Here is a 26,253-nt window from a genome sequence, read left to right as displayed (position 1 = left end):
GCCAGACACATGCAGTACGAGCAACGAGGCAAGGAGGGGACATGAACGCACCCAGCGGACGGCCAAAATGCGGGCACACCCAGGCCTTTGGTCTGGATACCGGCCCGGTGAGCACGGCTACCGTGATCACGCCCGAGTTCTTCGAGCGCGAGCGCGAGGCGATCTTCCGTCATCAGTGGTTCAACCTGCTCAAGCGGGCCGATGAACTGCCCAATCCGGGAGATTTTTTCGTTCGCGACATCGAGGTGCTCGGGGTCTCGGTCATTGTTGCGCGTGGCGCGGATGGCCAGCTGCGCGCGTTCCATAACATATGCACCCATCGCGGAAACCGCCTGGTGCGTGCCGCCGATGGGTGCGTCAAGGGTTGGCAGTGCGATTTCCACGGTTGGACCTACGCCACCGACGGCACGGTGCAGTTCGTGCCGGACGAGGGCCAGTTCTTCGACTTCGACAAATCGCAGATGGGCTTGCCGCCGCTGCACCTGGATACCTGGGCTGGTTTCCTGTTCGTGAACCTCGACGCGACGCCCCGGCAGACCCTGGAACAGGCGATGGGGGACTTCAATCAGGACCTGAAGCCGTTCCCATTTGACGAGATGATTTGCGCGGGACGCTGGCGGTATCACGTCAACGCCAACTGGAAGGTGACCATGAACGCCTTCCAGGAGGGTTACCACGTGGCCTTCGTGCACAAGCGCTCGGCCCCGGACGCGTTTACCGGAACCGACAATCCGTACTGCAACATCAGCCACATGAAATTGCAGCCGAACGGCAACCAGCACCTGTCGGTACCTGGCAACCCGGCTCATGATCTGTCGCCGACCGAGCAGATCGCCTTCAAGTTCGGTTCCACGTTCACCCAGGGCACGGGTGGTCGCGGTGCCTATCCGGGTACCCAGCAGGACAAAAGCGACGACTGGGGCTTCGAGCTGAACGTTGTGTTCCCGTTCTCGCGCATCAATGTCGGCGCCGGCTGGTACTACCTGGACGCTTTCTGGCCGGTGTCGCAAAACGAGACCGTGTACGAGCTGGCGTATTACTTCCCGAAGCCGAAATCGGCGGCGGAGATGATCAGCCAGGAATTCAGCAAGATCGTACTGCGCGACCTGTCGCGCGAGGATCTGTACACCAACGAGGTGACACAGAAGTCTCTCAATTCCGGCGCTATCCGCAGCATCACCCTGTCCGACCAGGAAGCCGCGGTGCGCCACCTTTACCGGACCGTGGAACGGTTGACCAGCCCCTGAGGAGCAAGACGTGAAATTCGGCATCTATAACGAAATCCAGGCCTCGCCAGGGGCCAATTACAAGCAGCGCTACGACGAGACGCTGCGCAGCGTCGAACTGGGGGACGCGTTGGGCTATGAAGTCTTCATGGCACTGGAGCACCACTTTTTTCCGACCTTTTCCATCTCGGTCAATCCGCTGGCGTTCTTTGCGGCGGCGGCCCAGCGGACGCGCAATATCCGGTTCCGCGCCATGTGCCACACCCTGCCGGTACACAACCCGATGGTGCTGGCCGGCGAGATTGCCCAGTGTGACCACCTGACCGACGGCCGGCTGGAAGTCGGCGTCGGGCGGGGCCATGGCTGGCTGTACGACCCGGCAAGCATCCCGATGAGCGACAGCATCGGTCTGTACGAGGAGTCGCTGGAAATCCTGCAGCTCGCCTGGGGGAACGAGCGCTTCTCCTTCGAGGGCAAGCACTATTCGGTCCGCGATATCCAGGTCGTGCCCAAGCCCTTGCAGGCCAAGCTCAAGGTGTTTCAGACCGGCACCAGTGCACGCGTGTTCGGAGATGCCGGGCGCCGTGGTGGTGGCGTGGTGGTCGGCGCGGCGCCGCCGCCGCTGTTCGTCGAGGCGGTCAATGCCTATGCGGCGGCGGCCAAGGAGGCCGGTCATGCACCGCAGGTGGGCCTGGTGGTGCCGGTATTCCTGGCCGACGACGAAGCGACCGCACTGGGCGAGGCACGCGAGCCGATGATGCGCAGCTACGCCAACCTGGTGGTGCCGCAGGAGTCGATCAACGGCGAGGAGGTCAAGGAGCGCCTGCGCGGGGGTGGGTTTCACTTCTACGCCGGTGGCTTCCTTAACCAGATGAAGGAATACACCTTCGAGTCGGTGCTGGCCAACGACATTGCGTTTGCCGGCACGCCTGACCAGTTCATCGCCTGGTTGCAGCGTTTTCGCGAGCGCTATTACGATTTCCAGGAGCTGTCCCTGATGGCCGACTTCGGCGGCCAGGCCGAGTGGCAGGTGGCGCGGACCCTGCAATTGTTCGCGCGCGACGTAATGCCGGCACTGCGCTGAACTGTACTTCGGGAGAATCCACGCCATGTCCAACTCGCTGCCGACCGAATTTGCCGACCTGGAACGGTTCGTCCCGTGGGCGCTGCCCACCGAGGACGCGCGTATGCGCAAGCGCCTGGCGTCCAGCATGGTCGAACTGACCGATTACTACCGTACCTTGCTGCCACGCATGGAAGCACTGGCCGAGCAGTTGGCGAAGTTTTCAATTGACGCGATGCCGGAGTCCCAAAAGCCGCTGCTGTACCTGGGGCTGATGTTCATGGAAGCGGCCGTGTGCGTGGAACTGTTCAAGGGCCCGGATGTGTTGGAGAGCCTGGGCGCCGAGCACATTGAGGTCATGTCGGAGACCATGGAGCGTCGCCTGCTGGCGAGCTGAACCAAGCAAGGCAAGCAAGGGAGGATGGATAAAGTGCCAGGTTTATTTGGACGGTGGATCATCGTGGGTGCCATGGCTGTAATGGGCATGGCCGGCTGTGGCAAGGATGAAGGGCCGGCTGAAACCGGCGCCATCGGTGCGCCTGGCAGCGCGCCTGCGGCCTCGGAGCCGGTGTCGGCGCAGGCTCCTGTTGCCGAGCCGGCACCCGCGCCGGAGGCCGGGTTGCCGCCACAAAGCGCACGGGTCACATTCGCCGCCGCCGGCTTGCCGGACAGCCTGATCGATGATGGCTGCTATTCCTGCCATGACGTGAGCGGCGCCCGCATCGGCCCGCCGCTGCGCGCGGTGGCCGGTCTGTACCGCAACAACCCGCAGGCGCTGGACACCCTGACGCTGAAGGTTCTGCACGGCGGTGGTGGCGTGTGGGGACCGACACCGATGATCGCCCATCCGCAGCTGAGTACCGAGCAGGTCCGGCCGATGATCGAGGCCATCCTCAAACTCAACTGAAGTCTATTCGCGGGCGTGAGCCGGCACCGCCGGCCGCCCGCCTGTCGCGTATCCAAGGAGGTTTCATGAGCGTTGTGCGCGCGGGTCATTACGACGCCGCCACCGTCGAGGCGTTTTTCAATCCCAAGGTGGTCGCCGTCATCGGTGCTTCGCCAGACACGCTATGGTCGCGGCAATTGCTGGAGGGCATGGGTAGCCATGGCTTTCAGGGGCGCGTGTACGTGGTCAACCCGTCGCGCAGTTCGGTGCTGGGCTATACGTCGTTCAAGTCGGTGGCTGATTTGCCGGAAAAACCCGACATCGCGGCGGTACTGCTTGGTGCCAAGCATGTGCCAGCCATGCTGGAGCAGGTCGCTGCGACCGGTTGCAAGGCCGCCTACGTGCTCGCGGCAGGCTTCGAACAACCCGAACAGCTTGCCGCACTGCGGGCGCACGCCAAGAAACTCGGTCTGATCATCATCGGCCCCAACTGCAATGGCTATATCAATGCTGGCGCCGGCTTGCACCTGTGGACCGGTCCAATCAACCGGCCTTACCGGCGCGGCACCGTGGCGCTGCTGGGGCAGTCGAGCGGCGTGCTGGGCGCGATGTGCTGCCTCACCTGGGACCGCGGCCTGGGCATCAGCTTCCAGATTTCGACCGGTAACCAGGTCAATTTCGCGCTCACCGACGCGCTGAATTTCCTGGCTACCAACGCCGACACGCGGGTGGTGGTGACCTATGTCGAGCAGTTCGGTGACTACCCACACTTCGTGGAAGCGGTGCACAAGTGCCGCGCCAACAACACGCCGGTGATCGTGGTGGCGATCGGCCGTTCCGAAGCCGGGCGCGGTGCGGCGCTGGGTCATACCGGCGCCATCACCACCACCGGGGCGATTACCCGTGCCGCCATCGAGGCGGCTGGTGCAATTCCGGTTGACACGCTGGACGAGGCCCTGGACCGCGCCTCGGTGTTCGCGGTTACCCCACCGCGCAGCTGGCGGCCAGTGCGCACCGCCGGTCTGATCAGTATTTCCGGCGGCTGGTCGGCGCTGATGGGTGATTATTTTTCCGATGAGGGCATTGAAACGCCGCCACTGCCCAAGAGCGTGACCAAGCTGCTGCCAAATTGGGTACAGAACGTCACCTTCAACAACCCGTTCGACATCACAGCGCAGATCTATGGTTTTGCCGAGGTCTACTTCCAGATGGCCGACGAGATGATCAAGTACGACGGCTACGATGCGGTGTCGATCATGTTCGGCAACTGGGATGGTGGCGAGCGCTTTTACGCGCCGGTGGCCGGCTGGCAGAACCGTATCCACAAGCCAATCATCGCCAGCTGCATCGAAACCAGTGCGCTGAAGGACAGTTATCGCGACTGGCTGGACAGCGATCCGCTGCCCAACGTCCAGGGCGGCCAGGCGTTGGCCCGCGGCCTGGCCGCCATGCGCGATTATTTCGACAAGCCCGGTTACCTGCCACAGGGTTGGTGCGCGGACAAGCCAAAACGCTGGAAAGGGCCTGCTGTTGCCACCTTCCCCGACATGGCCAAGCCGTTGGCAGCCTATGGCCTGTGCCTGTCCGACCACACGGTGTTACTCGACCATACCGGCAAGGCGGGCAAGGCCAAGCCGGGCTACCCGGTGGTGGTGAAGCTCGAATCACCAGCCCTGCCGCACAAGACCGAGTACGGCGCGGTCAAGATCGGTATCGCGGACGCCGAGGCGTGCGCGGCGGCGGTCAAGACGCTGACCGCCATTGCCAAAAAGCAGAAGCTGGCCACGTGGTCGATCATTGCCCAGCCGATGATGGACTTGTCGGACAGCCTGGAACTGCTGGCCGGGGTGGTTGCCGATCATGTGGCCGGGCCAGTGCTGACCCTGGGTGCCGGCGGCATACTGGCCGAGCTGTTCGACAAGCATGCCCATGCACTGTGCCCCATTACGCCGGCGCAGGCCGAGGTAATGATCGACCGTATCGGCGTGCGCAAGATTCTTGACGGCTACCGCGGCAAGCCGGCGTTGGACACCACTTCCCTGGTTGCCACCCTGGTGGGCTTGTCGCAGTTCGCCTACGACCACCGCGACAGCCTCAAGGAACTGGACCTTAATCCCATAGTGGTCCCGCCGGTCGGTACGCCGACCACGCTGATCGACGCGCTGGCGCGTTTTGGCGATTAGTTCAAGTTGGCAATAGAAACAACAATCGTAGGTTGGGTTAGGCGCGAGGTGGCGTAACCCGACAGACGGCACCCTTTGACCCGTAGATCGTTGGGTTACGGCTGCGCCTGACCCAAGCTACAAAATCGGACCGGACCCAATACCATGAAAGAGAGTCTGAAACCCGGCCTGATGCACGAGTTCCAGTTCGTCGTCACCGATGCCAAGACCGTGCCCAGCATCTATCCGGAAGCGCCCGATTTCCAGGCCATGCCGCGGGTGTTTGCCACCGGCTACATGGTGGCCTTGCTGGAGTGGGCCTGCATCGACGCCATCAAGCCGCATCTGGACTGGCCGGCCGAGCAGAGCGTCGGTACCCACATCAACGTCTCGCACCTGGCGGCCACGCCGCCAGGTCTTACGGTGACGGTGCAGGCGCGCCTGGACGAGGTCGACGGCAAGCGGCTGAAATTTACCGTCAGTGCCCATGACGGCGTGGACACGATCACCGAAGGCACCCACGAGCGGTTCGTGATCGACGCCGAGAAATTCAGCGCCCGGCTGCAAAAGAAAATCCCGACCTGACAGGCGCGTGATCTGGGAAACGCTGGAGCATTCGGCGTAGCTGCGCCCGGCACCGGGCGCAGCGCGCGCTGAGAAATCCAGGATGGATTTATTCAGCGCTTCAAATACAGGAGAAATGCATGGCATTGCTGGAAGCCTTCAGCCGGGCGGGGAACGCCGCCTCGGGCGTGGCCGAGCGCTACATTCCGGACGCCTGGGTGGTGTGCATGGTGCTGACTGCCATCGCGCTGGCGCTGGGTGTGTTCGGGGCCGGCGTGGAGCCGCTGCACGCGGTAACGGCCTGGGGCAACGGCATGTGGGGCCTGCTGCAGATCACCATGCAGTTCTCGATCTCGGTGTTTGCGGCCTATGCCTGTGTCATGTCGCGGCCGGGCTTCTGGATGTTCGACCGCCTGGCGCGCATTCCCAATCCCGACAAGCCGGTGCAGGCGGTGCTGCTGCTGGCGGTCACGACCACGGTAACCGGCCTGCTGAACTGGGCACTGTGTTTCGTGGTCAGTGCGCTGCTGATCCCGTTCGTGGCGCGGCGCAATCCGAAAACCGACATCCGTGTGTTGTGCGCCGCGGCGTTCATGGGTGTCGGTACCGTCACCAACGCCGCCTTGTCGGGCTCGGCGGCGCTGATCATGGCCACTGCCGACAACCCCATGATCAAACCGGCGAGCGGCAGTCCCATCGTCGATCGCCTGTACCCGGTCACCGAGACCGTGTTCGCACACTACAACCTGATGTTGCTGGTGCTGCTGTCAGTGGTCAGCATCGCGGCCATCTGCGCGCTGCATCCGCGCGGCAAGACGCCGGTGGTGACGCTGGATGCCGCGCGCCTGGACGCCATCCTGCCGCAGCCGCCGAGCATCGAGGCCGAGCGCGCAACGCCGGCCAGTTGGCTGGAGAACCGCGCTGTGTGGTGTTATCTGGCCGGCGGCATGATCCTGTTCACCTTGGGCTACAACATGCAGACCCAGGGCTTTGCCCGGGCCTGGAATATCAATGCCTACAACGCCGTGTTTTTGGGCCTGGCGCTGCTGCTGCATGGCAATCCGCTGTCGTTCGTGCAGGCGGTGCGCCGGGGCCTGGATTCGGCCTACGGGGTCGTGTTGCAGTTCCCGTTTTATGGCGGCATCTTTGGCCTGATGGTAGGCACCGATCTTGGCCACTGGCTAAGCGGTCTGTTCGTGCGCTTTTCCAACCAGGAAATGTTCCCGTTGGTGGTTTACATCTACTCCGGCATCATGGACTTTTTCGTGCCGTCGGCCGGGTCGAAATGGATCATTGAGGCGCCGTACATCATTCCCGCGGCTCGGGAGCTGGGCGTGTCCGTGACCACCACGCTGATCGCCTACATGCACGGTGGCTCGCTGACCAATCTGATCCACCCGTACATGGCGATACCGATCGTCGCCATCACGGGCGTCCGTTTCGGCCGTTTCGCCGGGTATTCATTCATGGTTGGCGTGCCGATCGGCATCATGATGATGATCGCGATGCTGTTCATACCGCCGAATCTCTGATTGATGGTCCGGATAAGTCCATCCTGGACTTCCCGGACCCACGGAAACCGAAAAATGTGATTTTCGGTTTCCTTCATTTGCAGCCCAGGGGCCGCAAATGGCGGCACATCCCTGTGCCGCGGCCATCGTTGCCCGCGGATCAAATGCCTGAGGAGGCCACCATGTCGCTACCGGTTACCGCGATTGCCCGAGTCGGCGTGCTGACCCGCGATTGCCGCGCCGCCGCGGCCGAATACGCCCGCTTTTTTGGCATCAACGATTGGCGAATCGCCGAGTGCGCCGGCCAGACCACGGACGGACGCGAGTTTGCTCACCGGCAAGCGACCGGTTCCGCCAACGGCGTCGGGTTCGAATTGATCGAGCCCAGGTCTGGTCCGTGGGCGGAGCTGCTGGCAGCCTGCGGTGAGGGGCCAAGCCATGTGGTGGTGCCGGCGGCCGGCTGGCCGGCACTCGAAGCGGCGCAGACGCAAGCCGGCATCGCCACCAGCGCGCAGCATTCCGAAAACGGCGGCCAGCGCCGCCTGCTGGCCAGCCGCGAGGCGCTGGGCGGCCTGACCCTGGTATTCGCAGACGCACCGGCACTGGCCCCGTACGGCGAGGCGCTGCACCTGCCGGGCGAAGCCGTTCTGCCGGTGCAAAAGCTTTACCAAGTATCGATGATGGTGCGCGACCTGGACGCCGCCAAGGCGCGTTTTCGCGAGCTGCTGGGCGTCGAAGCCTGGGTGGATATCGGCATCGACAGCTCGCAGATGCCCGGCTGCGAGTACTACGGCGAACAGGTCGAGCATACGGCGCGCCTGGCTATCGGTCGCCGGGACGGCGCCTGCTTCGAACTGGTCGAGCCGCTGACCGGACCCACGGTTTACCGCGACGCCCTGGATCGGCGCGGCGAGTGCGTGCATCACATCATGGTCAGCCTGGCTCCGCCGCAGGACTTCGAGCGCGCCGCCGCAACGCTCGCTCCGCGCGGCATCGTGGTCGGCCAGTCGGCCAGCATCCCGGGTCTGATGAACTTTGCCTATTTCGACGGCGGCAAGCCGCTGGCCGGTTTGTTCGTGGAAGTCATCCAGCCGCTGGCCGACAACTGGCTGGAACTGATGTTCCCGAGTCCGGAAATTGCCCGTATTGTGGTCGGGGATTGATCCGCGTCGCACCGGTCGACTTCATGGCTGATGCGGGTCATCCCGTTCTGGCGGTCGTCAAATGACTGAAATGTCGCCACCGCAGCAGCGGACGCCCCGTGTCAGTGTTGTTATTCCGGTCTACAACGGCCCGCAGTTGCTGCACCAGGCGCTAACTTCAGTCCTTGCGCAGAGTTGGCGCGATTTTGAAGTCGTTGTGGTGGACGATGCTTCGACGCAGGACATTGCCGGCGTCGTCGGTGGGCTGGGTGACGCGCGCGTGCATTTGCTGCGCAATGCCGTGAATGCCGGAGTCGCGGCCAGCCACAACCGCGGCGTCGAGGCGGCAGCCGCAGACCTCATCGCGATCATGGACAGCGATGAGTTGATGCACCCCCAGCGGCTGGCGCAGCAGGTGGACTATCTTGACCGGAATCCGGAAGTGGCAGTCGTGGGCACCGCCTACGTGCCGCTGGACCGCGTCACCGGGGCCCCCAAGCGGCCGGTATACAACCCGCTCAAGCCGCAACGGGTGCGCAGCGAATTGCTGTTTCGCTGCGCTCTGCACAGGCCGACGGTGATGGCGCGCGCCGCCGTGCTGCGCGCTTTCCCGTCGGATACGCGCTATGGCCACGCGCACGATTATGCGGACTGGGTGCATATCGCGGATCACCATTCTCTGGCCAACCTGCCCCAAGTGCTTGGCACCTACCGTAAGCACAGTACGAACATCACCAGCGTGCACAGGACTCAAACCGAAGCGCACCGCAGCGTGCTGGTGCGCGAAATGTTGCTGCGTCTGGGGGTGGAGCCGAGCGACGAGGACTTGCGCAAGCACATCGCGCTCGCCGCCAAGGTGTACGACGGGGAACGCCTGTACGCGGATGCCGACTATCTTGAGTGGGCCTCGCGCTGGCTGAGCCGGTTACTGGCTGCGAACCGGGATGCTTCGGTGTATCCGCAGGATGCCCTGCAGCAAACCGCGGCCAGCGTATGGCTGGCGTTATGCCTGCGTGCCCGGCGGCGTATTGGCCCGACAGCAGTCGCGAGATGGGCGGCGAAAGGTCCAGCCGGCGGAATGCTTCGCGCTGCGGGGGAGCTGCTCAAGCGCCAAGGTTCTCGCCGCAACTGGCTGCGGGTCGGGTGGTGAAGGTCTGTTCGTGGCTGCATGCCTTGGTGCAGCGCCGACAGGCCACACCACAACGTTGAGGGCACGCTTATGCGGGAAACAGTTCTGGTCACCGGGGGCGCGGGCTTTCTGGGATCCCATCTGTGCGACCGACTGCTGGCGCACGGCAGCGATGTGCTGTGCGTGGACAACTTCTACACCGGCAGCAAGGACAACATTCGCCATCTCCTGCATAACCCCAGCTTTGAGTTGATGCGCCATGACGTGACCTTTCCCCTGTATGTGGAGGTGAGTCGGATCTATAACCTGGCCTGTCCGGCCTCGCCGATCCACTATCAGCATGATCCGGTACAGACGACCAAGACCAGCGTGCATGGCGCGATCAACATGCTGGGACTGGCCAAGCGCACCGGAGCGCGCATCCTGCAGGCATCGACCAGCGAGGTGTATGGCGACCCGCAGGTGCATCCGCAGGACGAGTCCTACTGGGGACGGGTGAATCCGGTTGGCATTCGCGCCTGCTATGACGAGGGCAAGCGCTGCGCCGAGACGCTTTTTTTTGACTACCACCGGCAGCACGGACTGGAGGTCAAAGTGGCGCGCATCTTCAATACTTATGGCCCGCGTATGCACCCGAGCGATGGCCGCGTGGTGTCCAACTTCATCGTGGCGGCCCTCAAGGGTGAGGCGCTGAGCGTGTTTGGTGATGGGCAGCAGACGCGTTCGTTCTGCTATGTGGACGATCTCGTCGACGGCCTGGTTCGGCTTATGGATTCCCCGGCCGATTTCCCCGGTCCGATAAACCTGGGCAATCCGGTGGAGTGCACCGTCCGGGAACTGGCCGAACTGGTGCTCGAACTCACTGGCTCACGCTCGGTCATTCAGTCGCGCCCGCTACCGGCCGACGATCCGCGTCAGCGCCAGCCTGACATCACACGTGCCCGTGAGCACCTGCGCTGGGAACCCCAGACCGCGCTGCGCAAAGGATTGAGTTACACGATTGCGTATTTTGACGCCTTGCTTGCGAACGCGGCCTGAGTGTGTCGAGCGCCAGCCACGTGGGGTGAGAGAGTGGATCGAGTACGCTCAGCAATAGTCAGCGCTGCGTTCGGGAAGCAGCACCGCAAGATAAGAGTCGGCCGCACGCGCCACGCTGAACTCGGCGCCGCGGGCGCGTAATCGGTTGCGGTCGGGTGGTTCATTCAGGGTGATCCGAAGCGCCTCTGCCATTGCTTCAACGTTGCCTACCGGAACCAGCCGGCCATACCGGCCGCCACCGAGGATCTCCCTTGGACCTGAGGGGCAATCGGTACTCACGACCGGGCAACCGGTTGCCAGAGCCTCTACCAGCACGTTACCGAAACCCTCAGCCCGGGATGTCAGGGCAAACACCGCTGCCCGAGCCATCGCAGGCAGCGGATTGGCGCAAAAGCCGGGCATCGACAGCTCCGCATCGATGCCAAGTCGGGAGGCCAGCCGTTCTAGTTCGCCGCGCCGGGGTCCCTCGCCCAGGATCAGCAGGCGTGCAGGGCGGCGGGCCCGAAGCGTAGCGAAGGCCCGCAGCAACGTTGGGTAGTCTTTTTGATCGTGCAGGCGGCCGACCGTCAGTACCACGGGCGGGCCGTCGTCTGTGAGCCAGGCGTGTGGTGCGGGTTCGGTACTTCGGGTGACGAAATCATCACCCACGACCGGGTTGTAGATGACGGATATCCGCCCCCGATCAAGGCCGGTGACACGGGCCAGGTCATCCGCCACCCCGGTCGATACTGCCACGATAGCGTCTGCCTCGCCGTAAAAACGTGCAGCCAATTGGGGTAGTCTGCTGCGTTTGGCTGGCCGGTCGGGCGTGGTGACTGAGGACAGTTGCACCCGCTCGCTGAGGACAAGCCGGGTCGGTACCCTCGCCAAGCGCCGCGCCCACAGCGCCATGAGGTTGATTGAGGTTTTGGCCGACAGCAGCGCGGCCGGGCGTTCGAGCTCCAGGTATCGGGCCAACGCCGGCAGATGGCGCAGCGCCCGTGAGGCATGTAATGCCAGAAGCACCGGCCGCAACAGCAGCGGCCAGTCACGGCCGGCGGCCCGCAGTGCGGCAAGCCGACCCGCGACCGTACCGACCTCCGCGAGTGGGATTATCCGCACACCCTGTGGCACTGAATTGGCCAGCTCACCCCGCGGCCGGCAGACCAGAAGGTCAACCACCAGGCCTCGGCGGGTTAATTCACGCGCCAGGCGCAGTGTTGACCGCTCAACTCCGCCACCCGTAAGCGATTGCAGCAGCAGTGCGACCGTCGCGGATGGCGATGCCATGGTCACGGCCGATTTCCCGACTCCGCGTTCCATAACGAGAGAATACTGATTCTGGTATTTGGCCACGCCAGTGCACTTGCCGCTGTATGTACTGGCCGCGTCCGTGTAAGGAGCCTGAGCCACACTTGTCCGGTGGCTCTCAACAGGGCCGCTTTATCGTAGCGGCCAAAACGCGCATTGGCCGCCAGGATTTTCCGCAGCCAGTCGTGTGCCCAGGCCAGGAATGCGCCGTCGACCTGGGTTCTACGCGCAAGTTCGAGATGTCGTAAGCGCGAGTTCTGGTCCGTGTTCAGTCCTAACGCCCGCACAGGACCGGCCACGATCCCGGCCAGCGCTTCCCTCTTCTGGCAATCGGCACTTAGTTGGCCGGAGTGGCGGCGGGACAGGATCAGCGCCTCTGGCAGATTGGCCAGACGTGTGCGTTGGGCAAGGTTCAGAAAAAGCGCCCAGTCCTCGCCGTAACGGTGTGCAACATCGTAGGGGTCGTTGCCCAGTAACTCGCGGCGCACGAGGACCGAGGACTGGGGAATACAACAGCGGAACAGCTGCCGGGCCTCGATGTCGGCGTGCATACAGGGGTAGCGGCGCAGTCGGCCGGTGTGCTTGCCCGCGCTATCGATAACCGCGGACCAGGATCCCACCAGACCGATTCTTGGGGAGACATCAAGGAACGCCACCTGCCGCGCGAGGCGATGCGGCAGGGACAGGTCATCACTGTCGAGAAACGCTATGTATTCGCCGCGTGCGCTGGCAAGGCCGAGGTTGCGTGCCCCTCCGGCGCCGACGTTAACTGGCGTGTGAAGCACGATCGCACGAGGGTCGCCGAGTTCGGCGACCGCTGCGCCGCTGCCGTCGCTGGAGGCGTCGTCGACCACGATCAGCTCGAAATCGGTGAAGGTTTGTCTCAGCACGCTGCGCGCCGCAGCCACGACCATCGCGGCGCGGTTATAGACCGGCATGATTACGCTGACGCGGGGGATGCTCATGATGCTGGATTATCTATCAGTAAATGGAGATAGTGTCTCGCTGCAGCGGCAGCGCTGAATTCCAGGCCACGTTGCTCCAGTCCGGCCAGTTCGACGGGTTCTTCCATGGCGGCCAGAATGGCAGCGGCCAGTGCATTTGCATCGCCTACCGGCGTGAGCCGCCCGTAGTTTCCGTGCTCCAGGATTTCGGAGGGACCGGAGGGACAGTCAGTGCTGACGATGGGGCAGCCGCAGACCAGCGCCTCGGCCAGCACGTTGCCGAAGCCCTCGTAGCGTGATGACAGAACGAACAGCCGCGCCCGGCGCATATACGCCAGGGGATTGGACACGAAGCCCGCCAGGCGTACATCGGCCGCGATGTCCAGTTCTTGAGTCAGAGCTTCGAGTGCCGGACGCTGGTTGCCTTCGCCCAGGATCAGCAAGCGCGCTGGGCGTCTTTTTTTTACCATGGCGAATGCCCGCAGCAGGGTCGCCTGGTCTTTCTGGACGCGCAGTTGCGCCACATTGAGCAGCACCGGCGGCGCGCCCGGCACGAACCACGGGTCGTCCAGCGGCGCGTCGCGCGCGGCGAGCAGCGCCGACGTGATGACCGGGTTGTAGACGGTGTGGACCTGCGACGGTGGCAGGGGAAAGCGCTCCAGCAGATCCTGGCGCACGCCTTCGGATACCGCGACGATGGCGTCGGCGCCCGGGTAAAGCCGCGCCATCAGCCTAGGCAGCAGGCGGCGGGGCTTGCGCTGCGCGGCGCCGGCCGTGGATGCGCCCACGTGGACGTGCTCGGACACCACCACGCGCGTCGGGCTACCCGCCAGGCGCCGGGCGGCCAGCGCGACCACGTTCGGCCACTCGCCACCGCTCAGCAGCGCAGCCGGTCGAGCGCGGCGCAGGTAGCGCACCAGCGCCGGCAGGGCGACTGGCACGAACCAGCGCTTGTGCCGGCCAACGCCAGGCAGAGCCGACAGCCGTGGCGCGAGCGTGACCAGGTGCATGTTGGCCGGCAGGCCCTCGGCCGGAGCGCTGCCGCGCGGCGCCAGCAGGTCGATCCGGTGCCCGGCGGCGGCGAATTCCTCGGCCAGATTCAGCATCAGCCGCTGAATCGCACCGTGCGGCCAGGACGACACGAAGATGGCGACCCGCGCCACGAGTCCCTCAGGCCGCCGTGCGCTTGAAAGCGGCAGCGCGCTCATCGAGCATCAGGTCCAGATAGGCATCCACGGCCCGGTCCACGGAGAAATACGCCGCGCGGGCGTGCTGGCGGTCCGGATCCGGCGTTTCGTCAAGGGTCGCGTGCATGGCGGCGGCGAGTGCGTCGGCATCCCCCACCGGCACCAGCCGGCCATAACGCCCATGATCCAGTATCTCCAGTGGTCCCGAAGGACAGTCGGTGCTGACCACCGCGCAGCCGCAGGCCAGCGCCTGGATCAGCGCCCCCGGTAGGCCCTCGTAGCGGGACGAAAGGACGAACAGCTGGGCCCGCGCCAGGGCCGCGAACGGGTTTTCGGCGTAGCCGGGCAACGCCACGACGTCACTGATAGCGAGCTCCCGGGCCAGCGCCTCCAGCTGCGGCCGCAGGCGGCCCTCACCCAGGATCAGCAACCGCGCAGGGCGGGTGGCCTTCATCTGCGCAAAGGCCCGCAGCAGAGTGGTGAAGTCCTTTTGTGCCGCCAGGCGACCGACGGCGACGATGACCGGTGCGCCGCCGTCTTCCAGCCACAGGTGCGGCGCTGGTTCCGCGGCGCGGGTGGCGATGTAGGCCAGATCGGTCGGGTTGTAGACGGTGACGACGCGTGGGCGCGGGAGGTGGGCGACCTCGGCCAGATCATCGGCAACACCATCGGATACCGCCACGATGGCATCGGCGCGCGGGTAGTAACGGCGCGTCATCCAGGCCAGCAGGGGCCGGCGTCGCAGCAGCGGCAGTTTGCTGTTGGTGATGGCCACTGACAGCTGCGTGCGCTGGCTGATGACCAGGCGGGTGCCGGTGCCGGCGAGCTCGCGGCCCCACAGGGCGGCCAAATTCACGTAATGGGAGGCGCTCAGCAGTGCGTCCGGGCGTTCCCGGCGCAGGTAATCGGCGATGGCCGGCGCCATCAGCAGCGCCTTGCGCCGTTTGCGGGCGCGGATCACGGGCACGCGAAGCCACCACCGGGACAGGTTCACCAGACGCACATTGGCCGGTATGAGACGTCGAAACGGACCACGATCATCCGGAACCAGCAGATCGACGGCCAGGCCGCGGTCGGCCAGGCCACCGGCCAGAGTGAGCATGGTGCGCTGTACGCCGCCCAGGCCCAGGCCCGAGATCAGCAAGGCCAGGCGCGGCACCTTGGCGGCGGTATTCAATAGCGGCTCGGCCCGCGTTTACGTCGCCACCAGGCGGCGACGCCACCGGTCTCGATAACCACGATGAACACCTTGCGCAGGGCCTGCGGCGGGCAGTGGATTTCCCGCACCGCGTGCCATGAGTGGTCGGTCCGGGCGAACAGCAGGCTGCGGTTGCCGATAACCTCGCTGGCGGTGATCCGCGTGAAGTCCTCCAGCCCTGGGGCCGAGTCCGGCTTTAGCGCATGGCCGGCCCCCAATAGCAGCGTCTCCCCACCCCACGACGAATCCCAGTCCTGTTCAGTATTGAAATAGAAAATTTGTGAACCGAGCTTGCGTTTGGCGTCGCAGTGCGGCGACACCGAGCAGCCGTTTGGCGTGTAGTGCCAGTGGTAGGACAGGCTGACGCTGCGTACGCCGAGCATACGCCTGAGGAAGACCTGGTAGGCCGTACTGTTCAGCTCGGCCACAAAATCGTGCCAAACGGTGTCCAGCGGAAGATCGGGCCTGTAATCCAGGGCATAGCGGTCGTGACTTTGCTGGCCGTGTTTACGCTCGGCGCCGAATTTCTGCTCGAACAGGCTCACATCCGGCAGCGTTTCATGCAGGATCTGAAACGCTTCTGCGGTCAGCAGCGCGTCCGGATTGATCCACGGAAACGGCCGGCGAGCCTGAAAATACGCGGCGTCGAGCGCATCCAGGCATTTCTGGTCTAGGTAACGAAGGTCGGGCATGGATCAGGGTTTGGTGTGTCCGGCGGCAAGCAATTCACGCACCCGCTCCACGCCTTCACGCTGGGCGCGGCCGAGCAGGGCCGGGCTGAGCAGTGGTGGTGCCGGTTCCTCAGGAAGGGTAACCACGCCCAGTGCCTGTCGCAGCGCCGCCAGATCGCGTTCGCGACTGACGATGCCGGCTGCAAGCAGGCGGTCGTAGGCGCGACCCAGGGCGTTTTGCTGGCGCGCTGTTCCGCGACTGCCGACAGCGCGTTCGATCAGGCCGAGGCGGCTTTCCAGCCAGCGAAACAAGCCTTGGACGGGCCTGCGCTGAGCGGGGAGCGGAAATACGGCCAGCGGTTTGCCGGTTGCAGCGGCCTCGCCCAGCATTGAGGCGCTGTCGCTGGTGACCAGGAACTGATCGGCCAGTGCAAGCACAGCGGGGTAAGGATTGTCCGCTTGTTCAGCCGCGTAGCGGTGTCGGAAGGCCGACGCCGGTAGGGCCGCGAATAACGCGTCTGCAGCCGCCGGGCGAGTGCGAGGTCCGGTGGTGACTAACAGGCTGCCGCCGGTGGTCGTGGTCAGCGTGCTCGCCGCCTCGCCGAGGCGTCTGGCGGTGGCCGGGTCGAGCCGGTACGGCGCCCGGTCGCCGCCGACCAGCAGGCCGATCCATGGCCGTGGCAGAGCCGACCAGCGTTCGCGCCACTGGTCCAGCAGGGTGGCGTCCGGTGCTGCCAGTCGACCTAGCGGAACCGGTAGGTGCAGCACATTGCTGCGCGCCGGCAGGCCGTATTGCGGCGTGGTCAGCACCAGATCAAACGCCGCTAGCGGCGCCCTGGGCCGCCCGATCAGTACACTGCGGGTGGAACCACCGCTTTGACGCACGATCCAGCGGGCGACGTTGCCGCTGCGCCGTCCGGCGGCGAGCACGAGGCCCGGCCACGGTGGCGCCAGCGCTGGATTGCTGCCTTGCAGGCCGCAACGGCTGGCCCCTTTGAGCCAGCCAGGCAAGCGCGACAGTATCGAAAAGTGCAAACGCCGCACTTGCGTGGGCCAGGCGAGCTCGGCGGCGAGCACGTCAAGCTGGGCGTTGTCGCCAGCGTGCTTGCCGTATAGCAGCCACACGTTTGGGCGGCCGCTACGCGCGGCAAAGTCGGCCACAAGGCTGCGCTGGCAGTGGCCCGCGGCATCCAGAAGGTCAATCCGCCAACAGCGGCCGGGATGACGGCGGGCGACTCGCTGCAGCAGCCATCGCCAATAGGCGTCGTCGTTCGCCGGTTCCTGTGCGGCTGCCCGGTCCACCATCAGATACACCGCTTTGTGTGCGGCGGCGAACAGGGTCTCAATCAGCCAGGGCAGATCATCTGGCGGGCATTGATCAAGTCTGGCAAAGCCGATCAGGTCAGCCGTGGCAGTGCCCAGCATTTCCGGCCGCAGCGGACGCCCGGACATACCGGCAACGGCATTGAGGTCAAGCGGGCCCAGGGTTGCCACGTCGGTGCTGTCAGTGAGGCGGGCGAAGTCGGCCAAATCGGCGGGTGCGACATGGCGCGGAGCACTTGCCAGACGCGCGGCCCCATCGGCAAATGCACGGCTGGGTGCCTGCGCGCTGAATATTTGGTATCCCGCGGCATCCGCGCTGCGTTCGAGGTCCAGCCACAGCTCGCCCAGCGGGTGCGGGTGGTAGGAATACTGATCCGGTGCCGGCTGCCAGGGTTGCAAGTTGAGCGCCGTGTAGTGCAGACACTGCGTGAAGCCGGCTTGGTATTCGGTGTCGCGAGCATGCCATTGGGTCGGTAGTGGCGCCCACAGGCCGCGTTGCTCGGCGGCGAGTTCGAGCAGGTTTTTTTTGTCCAGACGCCGGGCCCGTTCCAGGGTCCACACTACTGCCATCCGCGCGCAGTCGAGAAGCATGACCGCTGTGTCCGCCGCGGTGAGGGCAAGGTAGCCAGCGTCGCCCATGGGTAAGTCGAAGAGCGTTCCGGGATCGCCGGTATATATCTGGTCAACGTCGTTATAAATGGCCCGGCCGCAGCTGCCGGCGAGCTGTGGAATGGCGAAGCGGAAATTGGTGAAGCCGGTTCGCCAACGGCCTTGATCGAAGCCCGGCAGGCGCGACATCCGGTACACCTCATACACCCGGGCCGGATTACGGACCTGATGCAACGCATACATAAACACCCGCTCGGCACGGTACTGCGCCGGTTCCGTGCCCAGGAAAATGCGTACCGGGGTTTGCTCACTGGGCACTTGGCCGGGCGAAACCTCAAACCGAACCGGTGTTATGAGCGGGCAGGGCGGCTCCGCGGCCGGCCGCGGAGCGGCTTGGCTCATACCAGGGCTGCCTGCCCCGTTGGCAGCTGGGCGCGTGGCAAGCCTGCGAAGGCGCTCAGAATGTGCTTGATTTGCTCCGGCGTGTGCGCGGCGCTGATGCTGCAGCGCAGCAGGCTGATACCGCCTGGCGTAGCCGGCGGCACCATCAGATTTACGTATATGCCGGCATCCAGAAGTTGCTGCCAATCGGCGAGGGCCTGATCGCGGCTCTCGCGCATGAGCGCAAGTACCGGGCTGGGTGCCGCTCCAAGAACGAAGCCGAGCGCCGTCAATCCACCGTGCAGCTGCGTCACGTTTTGCCATAGCCGCTCCCGCAGCTGCGGCTGGCGGCGCAAAACCGCCAGCGCTTCGCGGGTCGAGGCCACAGTCGCGGGAGAAGGCGACGCGGTAAAGATGTACGGGCGACTCGTGTAACGCACTAAACCGAGCTCGGCGTGTGCGCTGACACAAAAACCGCCGACACCGCCAAGGCTCTTGCTGAAGGTGCCGACCACGAAATCGACACCCTCCATAACGCCGGCTGCCTCGCACAGACCGCGTCCCTGTTCGCCAAGCACGCCAAGCGAATGCGCCTCGTCCACCATCAGCAGCGCACCGTGACGGTGCTTGATGTCCACAATCTCGGCGAGCGGTGCCTGGTCGCCGAGCATGCTGTAAATGCCTTCCACGATCACCAGGGCATTCCTGGCCTGCGCTCCGAGCCGTGTGAGCCGGCGATCAAGATCGGCCGGGTTGTTATGGCGAAAGCGGATAACTTCGGCGCCTGACAGACGGCAACCATCGTAGATGCTGGCATGGCTGTCGCCGTCGATGACCAGAACGTCTCCCGGGCCCGCCAGTGCGCCGATCATGCCCAGATTGGCAAGGTAGCCGGTGGAGAACACGATCGCGTGGGGCCAGCCGTAGAAGTCCGCGATTTCGCGTTCCAGCGCCAGGTGGCCAGCGTAGCTGCCGTTCGCCATGCGCGAGCCGGTGGTGCCGGTGCCTTCGGCGCGCAGCGCCGCAACGCCCGCTTCGATGCAGCCCTGGTCGAAAGTGAGACCCAGGTAATTGTTGGTGCCACCCAGAATTACCCTCCGGCCAGCCACGAGGCCTTCCGTGGGTGACAGCAGGCGCTCCACCGTGACGCCAAACGGAATCAGGCCGCCGTCGCTGACCACGTCGCGGCGCACGGCCGCGGCGCTGGCCAGTTTGTCGAACAGTCCCACGTGCAGGTTCCGGAGCTTCAGTTCAGCAGCTTTTGGACTGCAAGGACCAGATCGCCAACAGTCCGCGCGTCGGCGATGACGTTGACCGGAATCGATACGTCAAAACTGTCTTCCATTTCCATCAGAAGTTCCATGATCTGCAAGGAGTCGAGCCCAAGGTCCCCGACCAGGTCGGTGCCAGCGGCCACATCCTTGCCCTCGGTGAGGGATGTCAGGCGTTCTTTCAGGGTTTCAAGGATGCGCTGCGCGCTGACTGCCATTATGTCCTCCAGCTCGCCTGTAATCGCGGCTTCAATTGGCGCGAGTATAGCCCGCCCGGCCTCTGGTCAGACGTGGTGGAAGCGGTGGTCCAGCGTGTTTCGCAGCCCGCGATCAAGGTCAAACTGAGGCTGCCAGCCGCTACCAGCGAGGCTGGCATTGCCGAGGGCGACCCAGTTTGGCCACAGCAATTCGCGTGCTTTCCCGCGGTTGAGCATGGGCGCGCCGCCGATCAGTCGCGCAGTCCATTCGTTGCATGCCCCGATCGCTTTCAAAAGAGTGCCAGGCACACGCAGGGCCCGCGCCGGGCGATTCGTCACACGGGCCACAGCCGCGATCAGCTCCGGCCAGCTGTAGCCGTCAGGGTGGCCATCGTCAGGTTCATGCGTCTGCCCCCAGCTTGCTGGCTGCGCCAACAGACAGCCGACCGCGGCGGCAAGGTCATCCACGTGCAGTAGCGAGAAGCGGGCCTCGTGCCGCCCCGGAACGAGCGCCAGCCCGCGCGCCATTCGTTCCAGCAGCGGCCGAAGCTCACGGTCCTGCGGGCCGTAGATGGCGGGGGGGCGCAATACCACCCGCTGCGTTGAGGGCAAGCGCTTTATCAGGAGCGTCTCGCCAGCTTGCTTGCTGGCGGCATAGTCTGAAAGCTGCGGCTCGCGTGCGGCGAGTGACGAGATGTGCACAACGCGCAGTTGTTGTCGCAATGCCGTGGCATCAAGCAGCGCGGCAAGGCCGCAGACGTTGACCCGGTCGAAATCCGCACGCGTGGCGCCACGTACGGCACCGGCACAATGCACCAGCGCGTCGGCTCCCTCTAGCAGGAGCCGCAGTGCGTCAGGGTCGGTGAGGGAGCCAGATACGGTCTGGGCGCATTCCAGGCGTGCCAGGCGAGACTCGGAGCCGGGTCGAGCCAGCAAGCGCAGACGCCAGCCCTGGCTTGCAAGGTGCCGGGCAACGGCGCTGCCGACAAAGCCCGTGGCGCCCGTGATAGCGACCGTGCCGGGGCTGGTATTAGTCAATGCGTTGGGCAATAACGCCCGGTTTCACTGTGCCGACGGCGTTACGGTCCATGAAGTCGCGCCTGGCACCCGAGCGCGACAGTTTGCCGGACGACGTGCGCGGCAAGGTGTGCGGCGGGACCAGTTCTATGAAGCAGGGGATGCCGAGTTCTGCCTTGACCAGACCTTGCAGGCGCGTGACCAGGTCTATGCGCCGCAGGGGGTCTTGCTCACGACACTGCATGACGAGAACCGCCAGATCACTCCCATCGGCGTCAGGCACGGCAAACGCCGAAGCATCTTCCGGACGCAACTCCGGTTGCTGTTCGGCCAGAAATTCGAGATCCTGAGGCCAGATATTGCGTCCGTTGATGATGAACAGATCTTTCTCGCGGCCAGTGACAAATAGCCGGCCATCGGCGAGATAACCCACGTCACCGGTATTCAGCCAGCCGTCGGCCGAAAGCACGCGGGCAGTTTCCTCAGCGTCGCCGAAATAGCCGGACATGACGCTCGGACCCTGAACGAAAATCGTGCCACAACGGCGGTCGGGCAGCCGTCGCCCGGAGGTGTCACGGATTTCCAGTTGGTGTTCGGGCAAAACCTCGCCGCAATTTACGAAGCAGCTGGTGTTTTCGGCCGGATCAGCAGCCGGGCGGGCAACACGCTGATTGCCGAGCGCTTCGGCGTCCACTGTATCGGCTTCGACGCCCTGCCCCAGCGGGGCAAAACTGACTGCGAGCGAACATTCGGCCATCCCGTAGCAGGGGAGAAAGGCGTTCGATTGAAAGCCACTACCGTGCAACGTGGCAGCGAAACGCTCCAGCGTTTCCGCCCGAATGGTCTCGGCACCGACCCCGGCGATACGCCAGGCCGACAGGTCATACAGCGCCACATCGGTAGGACGCAGGCGCCGTGAAACCAGGGAGTAACCAAAAGGTGGACTGAAGGAAATGCTGGCGCGATTGCGAGACATGAGCGCCAGCCACTGTCGGGGACGCATGGCGAAATCGCGGGTACCCAGATAGTCGACCGACCGCTGCGCGGCGAGCGGTGAGAACACCAGTCCGACCAGTCCCATGTCGTGATAAAAGGGTAGCCAGGACATGAACCGGTCGTCGTCGCCCAGGCCCAGACCATGCCGCACGATGCCCTGCAGGTTCTGCATCACGGTCCGGTGGGTGATCATCACCCCGCGCGGAAAGCGGGTACTGCCGGAGGTGTACTGCAAGTAGGCAAGTTCATCGGCGGTCGCCGCCCGCGGCACCAATTCCGCCGGGGCTAGCTGCCCGAACTGCGCGGGCGTACCGCAAAAAGTCAGGCCCATGTCGGTCGCCGCCATGTGCAGCATGTCGACAAAGCCCGCGGGCGCGATGGCAACACTGGCGTCGCAGCTTTCGAGCATCGCGCGCAGTTGCTGCACATAGGCTTCGCGCCCGCCGAGGTGGACGGCGGCAGGTAATGGTACGGGTACCAGACCGGCGTACTGGCAGGCAAAGAACAGTCGCACGATGTCGGCGTCGGTTTCGGCGACCAGCGCCACCCGTGACTGTCGCTGCAGATTGAGGCCGGCAAAGCGCCGGGCAAGCTCGATCGCCTGTTGGCGCAATTGTCGGTACGGAAGTGTTAGCGACAACTCGCCGCGGGCGTCGTAGAAATTGCTGCCAGTCACGCCCTGGGCGGCGTAGTCAAGCGCTCCGGTCAGGGTGTCAAAATCCGCGAAACGCAGTGCCAGCGTGTTGCGCGTCGGAGTTGGCTGGTGCGCGAGGTCGGCGTTGGGTTCCTGGGCCTGGAGCGGCGCCGCGCGCAGCGCGCCACTCACTCCCACATTCCCCTCAAGTGCGACACAAGGTTTGCCCGGACCTCGCCACCGAGCGGGTGGTCGCCCGCCAGGTCGGCCGGATTCGGCCACCCCGGGTCGGTAAACGTTAGCCCTGCAAATTGCCGGGCCTGCGCATAGCGCGGCAGCACATGAAAATGCACGTCTGGGTCCACCATCATCAGCATTAGGTAGTTGATTTTGTCGTAGGTGAAGGCACGTTGCAGCATGCGCTCGATCCCCTGAGTGACCCCGCGCAGATCAGCAAATGCCTGGGCACTGACCTGTCCGAACGTGGCCACCGGCTCCTCGCACACCAGTACCAGGGCGCCCAGGGTCACTTGTCGCGGGCGCAGCAGCACGGTCCATGCGCCGCGGTGGGCAATACGGGTTTCGGGGTCCCCGAATTTTACCGCAGTGGCGTTCATGCCTGCGATCCTGAGCACCGCGAGCAGCCTGCGGGCCAAACAACGGGCATTATCTGCGCTGATGCTGCAAGCAAGTCGACTCCGGCGGTTGGCGTCTGTGCCCGATGAGCGGGTAAAGCGCGAAAGCGCGGCATAAAATTGCCGCGGAATATAGCGCATATAACACTGGGGGCGTATATCACCCCCCAATTTTGCTTCACTTCCATTACGGTCTTCGCATGCTTATGCAAAGGTTTGAATGTTCAGTTTCCGGCCGCCTGCGGCGTGAATAAGGCGCCTGATTTACGCATCGAGCCGCTGCAGGGCAAGGTTGCCATGCGTGAGTTCTGGTCGCTGCCGCAGCGGCTTTATCGCGACGATCCTCACGCCGTGGCGTCGCTGCTGGCAGAGCGTCACGAGTTACTGTCGCCGCGGAATCCCCTGTTCGAACATGCCTTCTATCAGGGCTGGCTGGCCTATCGTGGCAACGAGCTGGTGGGCCGCATTACCGCTCAGGTGGACCGCCTTTATGAACAGACGCACGGTGAGCGGGTCGGTTATTTCGGCCTGCTGGAGGCGCAGGATGATCCGGCTGTTTTTGCCGCATTGCTTGCGCGCGCGGAAGGTTGGCTGCGGGAACAGGGCATGACCGAGGTTCGCGGTCCGTTCAACCTGTCCATTAACGAAGAATGTGGCTTGTTGGTCGACGGCTTTGATGCGCCACCGATGGTGATGATGGGTCATGCGCTGCCCTACTACGCGGCAAGGCTTGTTGAGCAGGGTTACGTCAAGGCTCAGGATCTTCTGGCCTACATCGTGGATACCGATTTCCAGTTCCCACCGGCGGCGCAGCGGGTGCTAGATCGCGAGCGCGGCAAAGTCCAGTTGCGACCCATTGACTACAAGAATATGGGTCGTGACATCGAGATCCTGCGCGATATCTTCAACGACGCGTGGCTAGGTAACTGGGGCTTTGTGCCGTTCACCGAGGCCGAATTCAAGGCGCTGGGATCAATGCTGCGCTGGCTGGTGGACCCGGCTTTTGTGCAGATTGCCGAAGTGGACGGCGAACCGGTGGCGATGCTTGCCATGCTGCCCAATATCAATGAGGCGATTGCCGGCTTGAACGGCCGCCTGCTGCCGTTTGGTTGGGCCAAATTGCTGTGGCGGCTCAAGGTGCGCCACCCCAAGACCGTGCGGGTGGCCCTGATGGGCGTGCGTCAGCGCCATCAACGCACGCGCCTGGGAACGGCGCTGGCGATGCTGGTGATCGATGCGGCGCGCAAGGCGGCGGTGCGCCGAGGTGCCACGCGGGCCGAGATGTCCTGGATACTGGACGACAACCGCGGCATGCGTAACATCATCGAATCGCTGGGCAGCCGTTGTTACAAGCGCTATCGCGTTTACACAAAACCCCTGTGAGCGGTCCGTTCCACGCCGTGGTGCTGGCCGGCGACCGTGGTCCCGATGACCCGGTGGCGCGTCACGCGGGTGTGCCCTCGAAGGCCCTGGCATCAGTGGCCGGGCAACCGATGCTGATGCGCGTGCTGGATGCGCTGGCTGCCAGCACGGCGGTGGCTGGCGTCACGCTGGTGGGCCCGGAAGCCGCCGTTCTTGCTAGCTGCTCACCCCTGGCGGCACGGGTTGCCGGTGGCGAACTTGCCTGGGTGGCGCCGGCCGGCTCGCCGAGTCAAAGCGCGCTGCGGGCGCTGGCGGTGTTGCCTGGGGATGTGCCGGTGCTGCTCACCACGTCGGACCACGCCTTGTTGCGGGCTCCATGGGTGGACCAGTTTTGTGCCGCCGCGCTCGAAAGTGGCAAGGATGCGGTCGTCGGTCTGGCACTTCATGCCGCGGTGCAGGCGGCATTTCCGCAATCGCGGCGCACCGCGCTGCGTTTTCGTGGCGGCGCCTACTGCGGTTGCAATTTGTTCGCCTTCCTTACCCCCGCGGGGCGCCGGGCACCGGAGTTCTGGCAACGCGTGGAGAATGAGCGCAAGCGGCCGCAGCGAATTGCCGCCGCCCTGGGGCTCGGCACCCTGGCGGCTTATGCGCTTGGCCGGTTGACGCTGGAGGCGGGCCTTGATCGCTTGTCGCGGCAGGTTGGCGCCAGTTTGGGGGCTGTACTGCTGGACGATCCACACGCCGCGGTGGACGTGGATTCTGTCGCCGATTTCGATCTGGTGCAGCGACTGTTGAAAGTCTGAATAAGTCCGTCCTGGACTTCTCAGACCCCGGAAACCGAAAAGTGTGATTTTCGGTTTTCTCACAGTTCAATGCCTTGCAGGCATTGAACCGGCGGCACGTCCTTGTGCCGCTACACCCAGCGATCTAAACCTGCATGACCACTGCCCGCGCCGCGTCGAGGTCGCGCGGAAAATCAACCTCGGCCCAGCGTAAGCCTTCAATGCTGCAGGTGCTGACGAGGTTCTGGTCGGCCAGGCGGTCGATTACGGACAGATACCACCAGCGCAAGCCGTCCGGCTCGCGCAGGGCCAGTTCCACTGCGTGCTGAAAATGTCGCGCACCGTCGGCGCTGAAGCGCAGCATGCCGATCGACTCGGCGTCGACGGCATCGGCGGGCAGATGTTTGCCGATGCGCAGCAGCCGCTCGCCATCGACAATGACTTTCATGTCGTCATCGTCGTACTGCGCCTTGCGGTCGATGGTCAGCCGGATGGTGGTTGCCGGCGCGCCCAACACGCGCGCCACCACCGCGGGTTCGAACACGGTGTCGCCATTCAGGAGCAGCAGTTGGTCAGAAAATGCTTCCCGAGCGATCCAGCAACTGCCCAGATTATCCGCTACCTGGAAAAAGGGGTTGAACTGCACCCGCACCGGTTGCTTGCGGTAGTGCTTGGCTAGTACTGCCTCTACCGCCTCGCTGGCATAGCCAGTTACCACGGTAATGGGGCCGATGCCGGCCTCAAGCAATGCGTCCAGTTGCCACTGCAGCAGGGTTTTGCCGTGCAGATCGATCAGGCATTTCGGGCGATCGGCGGTAAGGGGTAGCAGACGCCGGCCCTGACCAGCACTCAAAATGACAGCCTGCATGAGGTTAACGGAACTCCGCGGATAAGGATGGCGTAGGCAGTCGCACGACGCTACGGATGGTGAAGCAGCCGTGTGTGATGGCGGGGTGCCCACGACAGTCGCCTAGTAGCCTGCCGGTGGGGGCGGGCAGTCTATCAGAGCGGCCGAGTCCAACCGATCTGCTAGAC

24 protein-coding genes are annotated in these 26,253 nt (G+C 64.4%); 12 read left to right on the top strand and 12 right to left on the bottom strand.

The annotated features are described in order from the left end of the window. Positions 1-41 precede the first annotated feature (41 nt). The 10 genes from ABZF37_RS03425 (at position 42) to ABZF37_RS03380 (ending at position 10,721) form a co-directional block, all read left to right on the top strand. On the top strand, positions 42-1,247 hold the full coding sequence (locus ABZF37_RS03425) for an aromatic ring-hydroxylating dioxygenase subunit alpha (RefSeq protein ID WP_372716774.1): 1,206 nt from the start codon (positions 42-44) through the stop codon (positions 1,245-1,247). A gap of 10 nt (positions 1,248-1,257) precedes the next feature. Next, on the top strand, positions 1,258-2,310 hold the full coding sequence (locus tag ABZF37_RS03420; RefSeq protein ID WP_372716772.1) for an LLM class flavin-dependent oxidoreductase: 1,053 nt from the start codon (positions 1,258-1,260) through the stop codon (positions 2,308-2,310). A gap of 25 nt (positions 2,311-2,335) precedes the next feature. Continuing rightward, positions 2,336-2,686 (top strand): hypothetical protein, encoded by a 351-nt coding sequence (locus tag ABZF37_RS03415; RefSeq protein WP_372716770.1) that lies wholly within the window; start codon positions 2,336-2,338, stop codon positions 2,684-2,686. A 33-nt stretch (positions 2,687-2,719) separates the two neighbouring features. After that, on the top strand, positions 2,720-3,196 hold the full coding sequence (locus ABZF37_RS03410) for a c-type cytochrome (protein WP_372716768.1): 477 nt from the start codon (positions 2,720-2,722) through the stop codon (positions 3,194-3,196). A gap of 65 nt (positions 3,197-3,261) precedes the next feature. Then, a complete protein-coding gene (locus tag ABZF37_RS03405) occupies positions 3,262-5,358 on the top strand; it encodes an acetate--CoA ligase family protein (protein ID WP_372716766.1) in 2,097 nt (698 codons plus the stop codon). A 144-nt stretch (positions 5,359-5,502) separates the two neighbouring features. Further along, complete coding sequence (locus ABZF37_RS03400) at positions 5,503-5,922, top strand: thioesterase family protein (RefSeq protein ID WP_372716764.1); 420 nt, start codon at positions 5,503-5,505, stop codon at positions 5,920-5,922. A gap of 119 nt (positions 5,923-6,041) precedes the next feature. After that, on the top strand, positions 6,042-7,433 hold the full coding sequence (locus tag ABZF37_RS03395) for a short-chain fatty acid transporter (RefSeq protein ID WP_372716762.1): 1,392 nt from the start codon (positions 6,042-6,044) through the stop codon (positions 7,431-7,433). A 161-nt stretch (positions 7,434-7,594) separates the two neighbouring features. Then, positions 7,595-8,575: a VOC family protein gene (locus ABZF37_RS03390; protein WP_372716760.1), complete on the top strand. Its 981-nt coding sequence runs from the start codon at positions 7,595-7,597 to the stop codon at positions 8,573-8,575. 61 nt (positions 8,576-8,636) lie between these two features. Beyond that, on the top strand, positions 8,637-9,704 hold the full coding sequence (locus tag ABZF37_RS03385; RefSeq protein ID WP_372716758.1) for a glycosyltransferase family 2 protein: 1,068 nt from the start codon (positions 8,637-8,639) through the stop codon (positions 9,702-9,704). Between the two features lie 69 nt (positions 9,705-9,773). Beyond that, a complete protein-coding gene (locus tag ABZF37_RS03380; RefSeq protein ID WP_372716756.1) occupies positions 9,774-10,721 on the top strand; it encodes a UDP-glucuronic acid decarboxylase family protein in 948 nt (315 codons plus the stop codon). Between the two features lie 48 nt (positions 10,722-10,769). Here ABZF37_RS03380 and ABZF37_RS03375 read toward each other — a convergent pair whose 3' ends face one another. The 11 genes from ABZF37_RS03375 to ABZF37_RS03325 all read right to left on the bottom strand — a co-directional run bounded on the left by ABZF37_RS03375 (position 10,770) and on the right by ABZF37_RS03325 (position 23,056). After that, positions 10,770-11,990 carry a glycosyltransferase gene (locus ABZF37_RS03375; RefSeq protein ID WP_372716799.1) on the bottom strand — a complete coding sequence of 407 codons (1,221 nt, stop codon included), beginning with the start codon at positions 11,988-11,990 and terminating at the stop codon, positions 10,770-10,772. 2 nt (positions 11,991-11,992) lie between these two features. Beyond that, positions 11,993-12,976: a glycosyltransferase family 2 protein gene (locus ABZF37_RS03370; RefSeq protein WP_372716754.1), complete on the bottom strand. Its 984-nt coding sequence runs from the start codon at positions 12,974-12,976 to the stop codon at positions 11,993-11,995. After that, a complete protein-coding gene (locus tag ABZF37_RS03365; protein WP_372716752.1) occupies positions 12,973-14,163 on the bottom strand; it encodes a glycosyltransferase in 1,191 nt (396 codons plus the stop codon). Before ABZF37_RS03365 ends, ABZF37_RS03370 begins: the two co-directional genes overlap by 4 nt. Then, positions 14,126-15,319 carry a glycosyltransferase gene (locus tag ABZF37_RS03360; protein WP_372716750.1) on the bottom strand — a complete coding sequence of 398 codons (1,194 nt, stop codon included), beginning with the start codon at positions 15,317-15,319 and terminating at the stop codon, positions 14,126-14,128. Before ABZF37_RS03360 ends, ABZF37_RS03365 begins: the two co-directional genes overlap by 38 nt. Next, positions 15,316-16,032: a hypothetical protein gene (locus ABZF37_RS03355; RefSeq protein WP_372716748.1), complete on the bottom strand. Its 717-nt coding sequence runs from the start codon at positions 16,030-16,032 to the stop codon at positions 15,316-15,318. The genes ABZF37_RS03360 and ABZF37_RS03355 overlap by 4 nt, the downstream gene beginning before the upstream one ends. A gap of 3 nt (positions 16,033-16,035) precedes the next feature. Continuing rightward, entirely contained in the window at positions 16,036-18,261 is a 2,226-nt protein-coding gene (locus tag ABZF37_RS03350; RefSeq protein WP_372716746.1) for an ELM1/GtrOC1 family putative glycosyltransferase, read from the bottom strand. A gap of 80 nt (positions 18,262-18,341) precedes the next feature. Then, positions 18,342-19,553, bottom strand: a complete 1,212-nt coding sequence (locus ABZF37_RS03345) for an aminotransferase class I/II-fold pyridoxal phosphate-dependent enzyme (RefSeq protein ID WP_372716744.1) — start codon at positions 19,551-19,553, stop codon at positions 18,342-18,344. Between the two features lie 17 nt (positions 19,554-19,570). Continuing rightward, positions 19,571-19,813 carry an acyl carrier protein gene (locus ABZF37_RS03340; RefSeq protein WP_372716742.1) on the bottom strand — a complete coding sequence of 81 codons (243 nt, stop codon included), beginning with the start codon at positions 19,811-19,813 and terminating at the stop codon, positions 19,571-19,573. Between the two features lie 66 nt (positions 19,814-19,879). Beyond that, entirely contained in the window at positions 19,880-20,830 is a 951-nt protein-coding gene (locus tag ABZF37_RS03335; protein ID WP_372716740.1) for an NAD-dependent epimerase/dehydratase family protein, read from the bottom strand. Beyond that, the gene (locus tag ABZF37_RS03330; protein WP_372716738.1) at positions 20,823-22,631 is read right to left on the bottom strand and encodes a fatty acyl-AMP ligase; all 1,809 of its coding nucleotides are present in this window, start codon (positions 22,629-22,631) and stop codon (positions 20,823-20,825) included. The genes ABZF37_RS03335 and ABZF37_RS03330 overlap by 8 nt, the downstream gene beginning before the upstream one ends. Then, positions 22,628-23,056 carry an HIT family protein gene (locus ABZF37_RS03325; protein WP_372716736.1) on the bottom strand — a complete coding sequence of 143 codons (429 nt, stop codon included), beginning with the start codon at positions 23,054-23,056 and terminating at the stop codon, positions 22,628-22,630. Before ABZF37_RS03325 ends, ABZF37_RS03330 begins: the two co-directional genes overlap by 4 nt. Positions 23,057-23,320: 264 nt before the next feature. On the opposite strand from ABZF37_RS03325, the gene ABZF37_RS03320 reads away from it, so the two are divergent. Then, positions 23,321-24,457, top strand: a complete 1,137-nt coding sequence (locus tag ABZF37_RS03320) for an N-acetyltransferase family protein (RefSeq protein ID WP_372716734.1) — start codon at positions 23,321-23,323, stop codon at positions 24,455-24,457. Continuing rightward, the gene (locus ABZF37_RS03315) at positions 24,454-25,239 is read left to right on the top strand and encodes a nucleotidyltransferase family protein (RefSeq protein ID WP_372716732.1); all 786 of its coding nucleotides are present in this window, start codon (positions 24,454-24,456) and stop codon (positions 25,237-25,239) included. Before ABZF37_RS03320 ends, ABZF37_RS03315 begins: the two co-directional genes overlap by 4 nt. Before the next feature lie 124 nt (positions 25,240-25,363). Here the strand turns inward: ABZF37_RS03315 and ABZF37_RS03310 are convergent, their stop codons facing one another. Next, the gene (locus ABZF37_RS03310) at positions 25,364-26,086 is read right to left on the bottom strand and encodes an NTP transferase domain-containing protein (protein WP_372716730.1); all 723 of its coding nucleotides are present in this window, start codon (positions 26,084-26,086) and stop codon (positions 25,364-25,366) included. Positions 26,087-26,253 lie beyond the last annotated feature (167 nt).

It is taken from the genome of Immundisolibacter sp. (assembly GCF_041601295.1).
In the GTDB taxonomy this organism is placed as follows: Bacteria; Pseudomonadota; Gammaproteobacteria; order Immundisolibacterales; family Immundisolibacteraceae; genus Immundisolibacter.
Note: the sequence above shows the minus strand (reverse complement) of the source record. Positions and strands in the feature narration are given on the sequence as shown.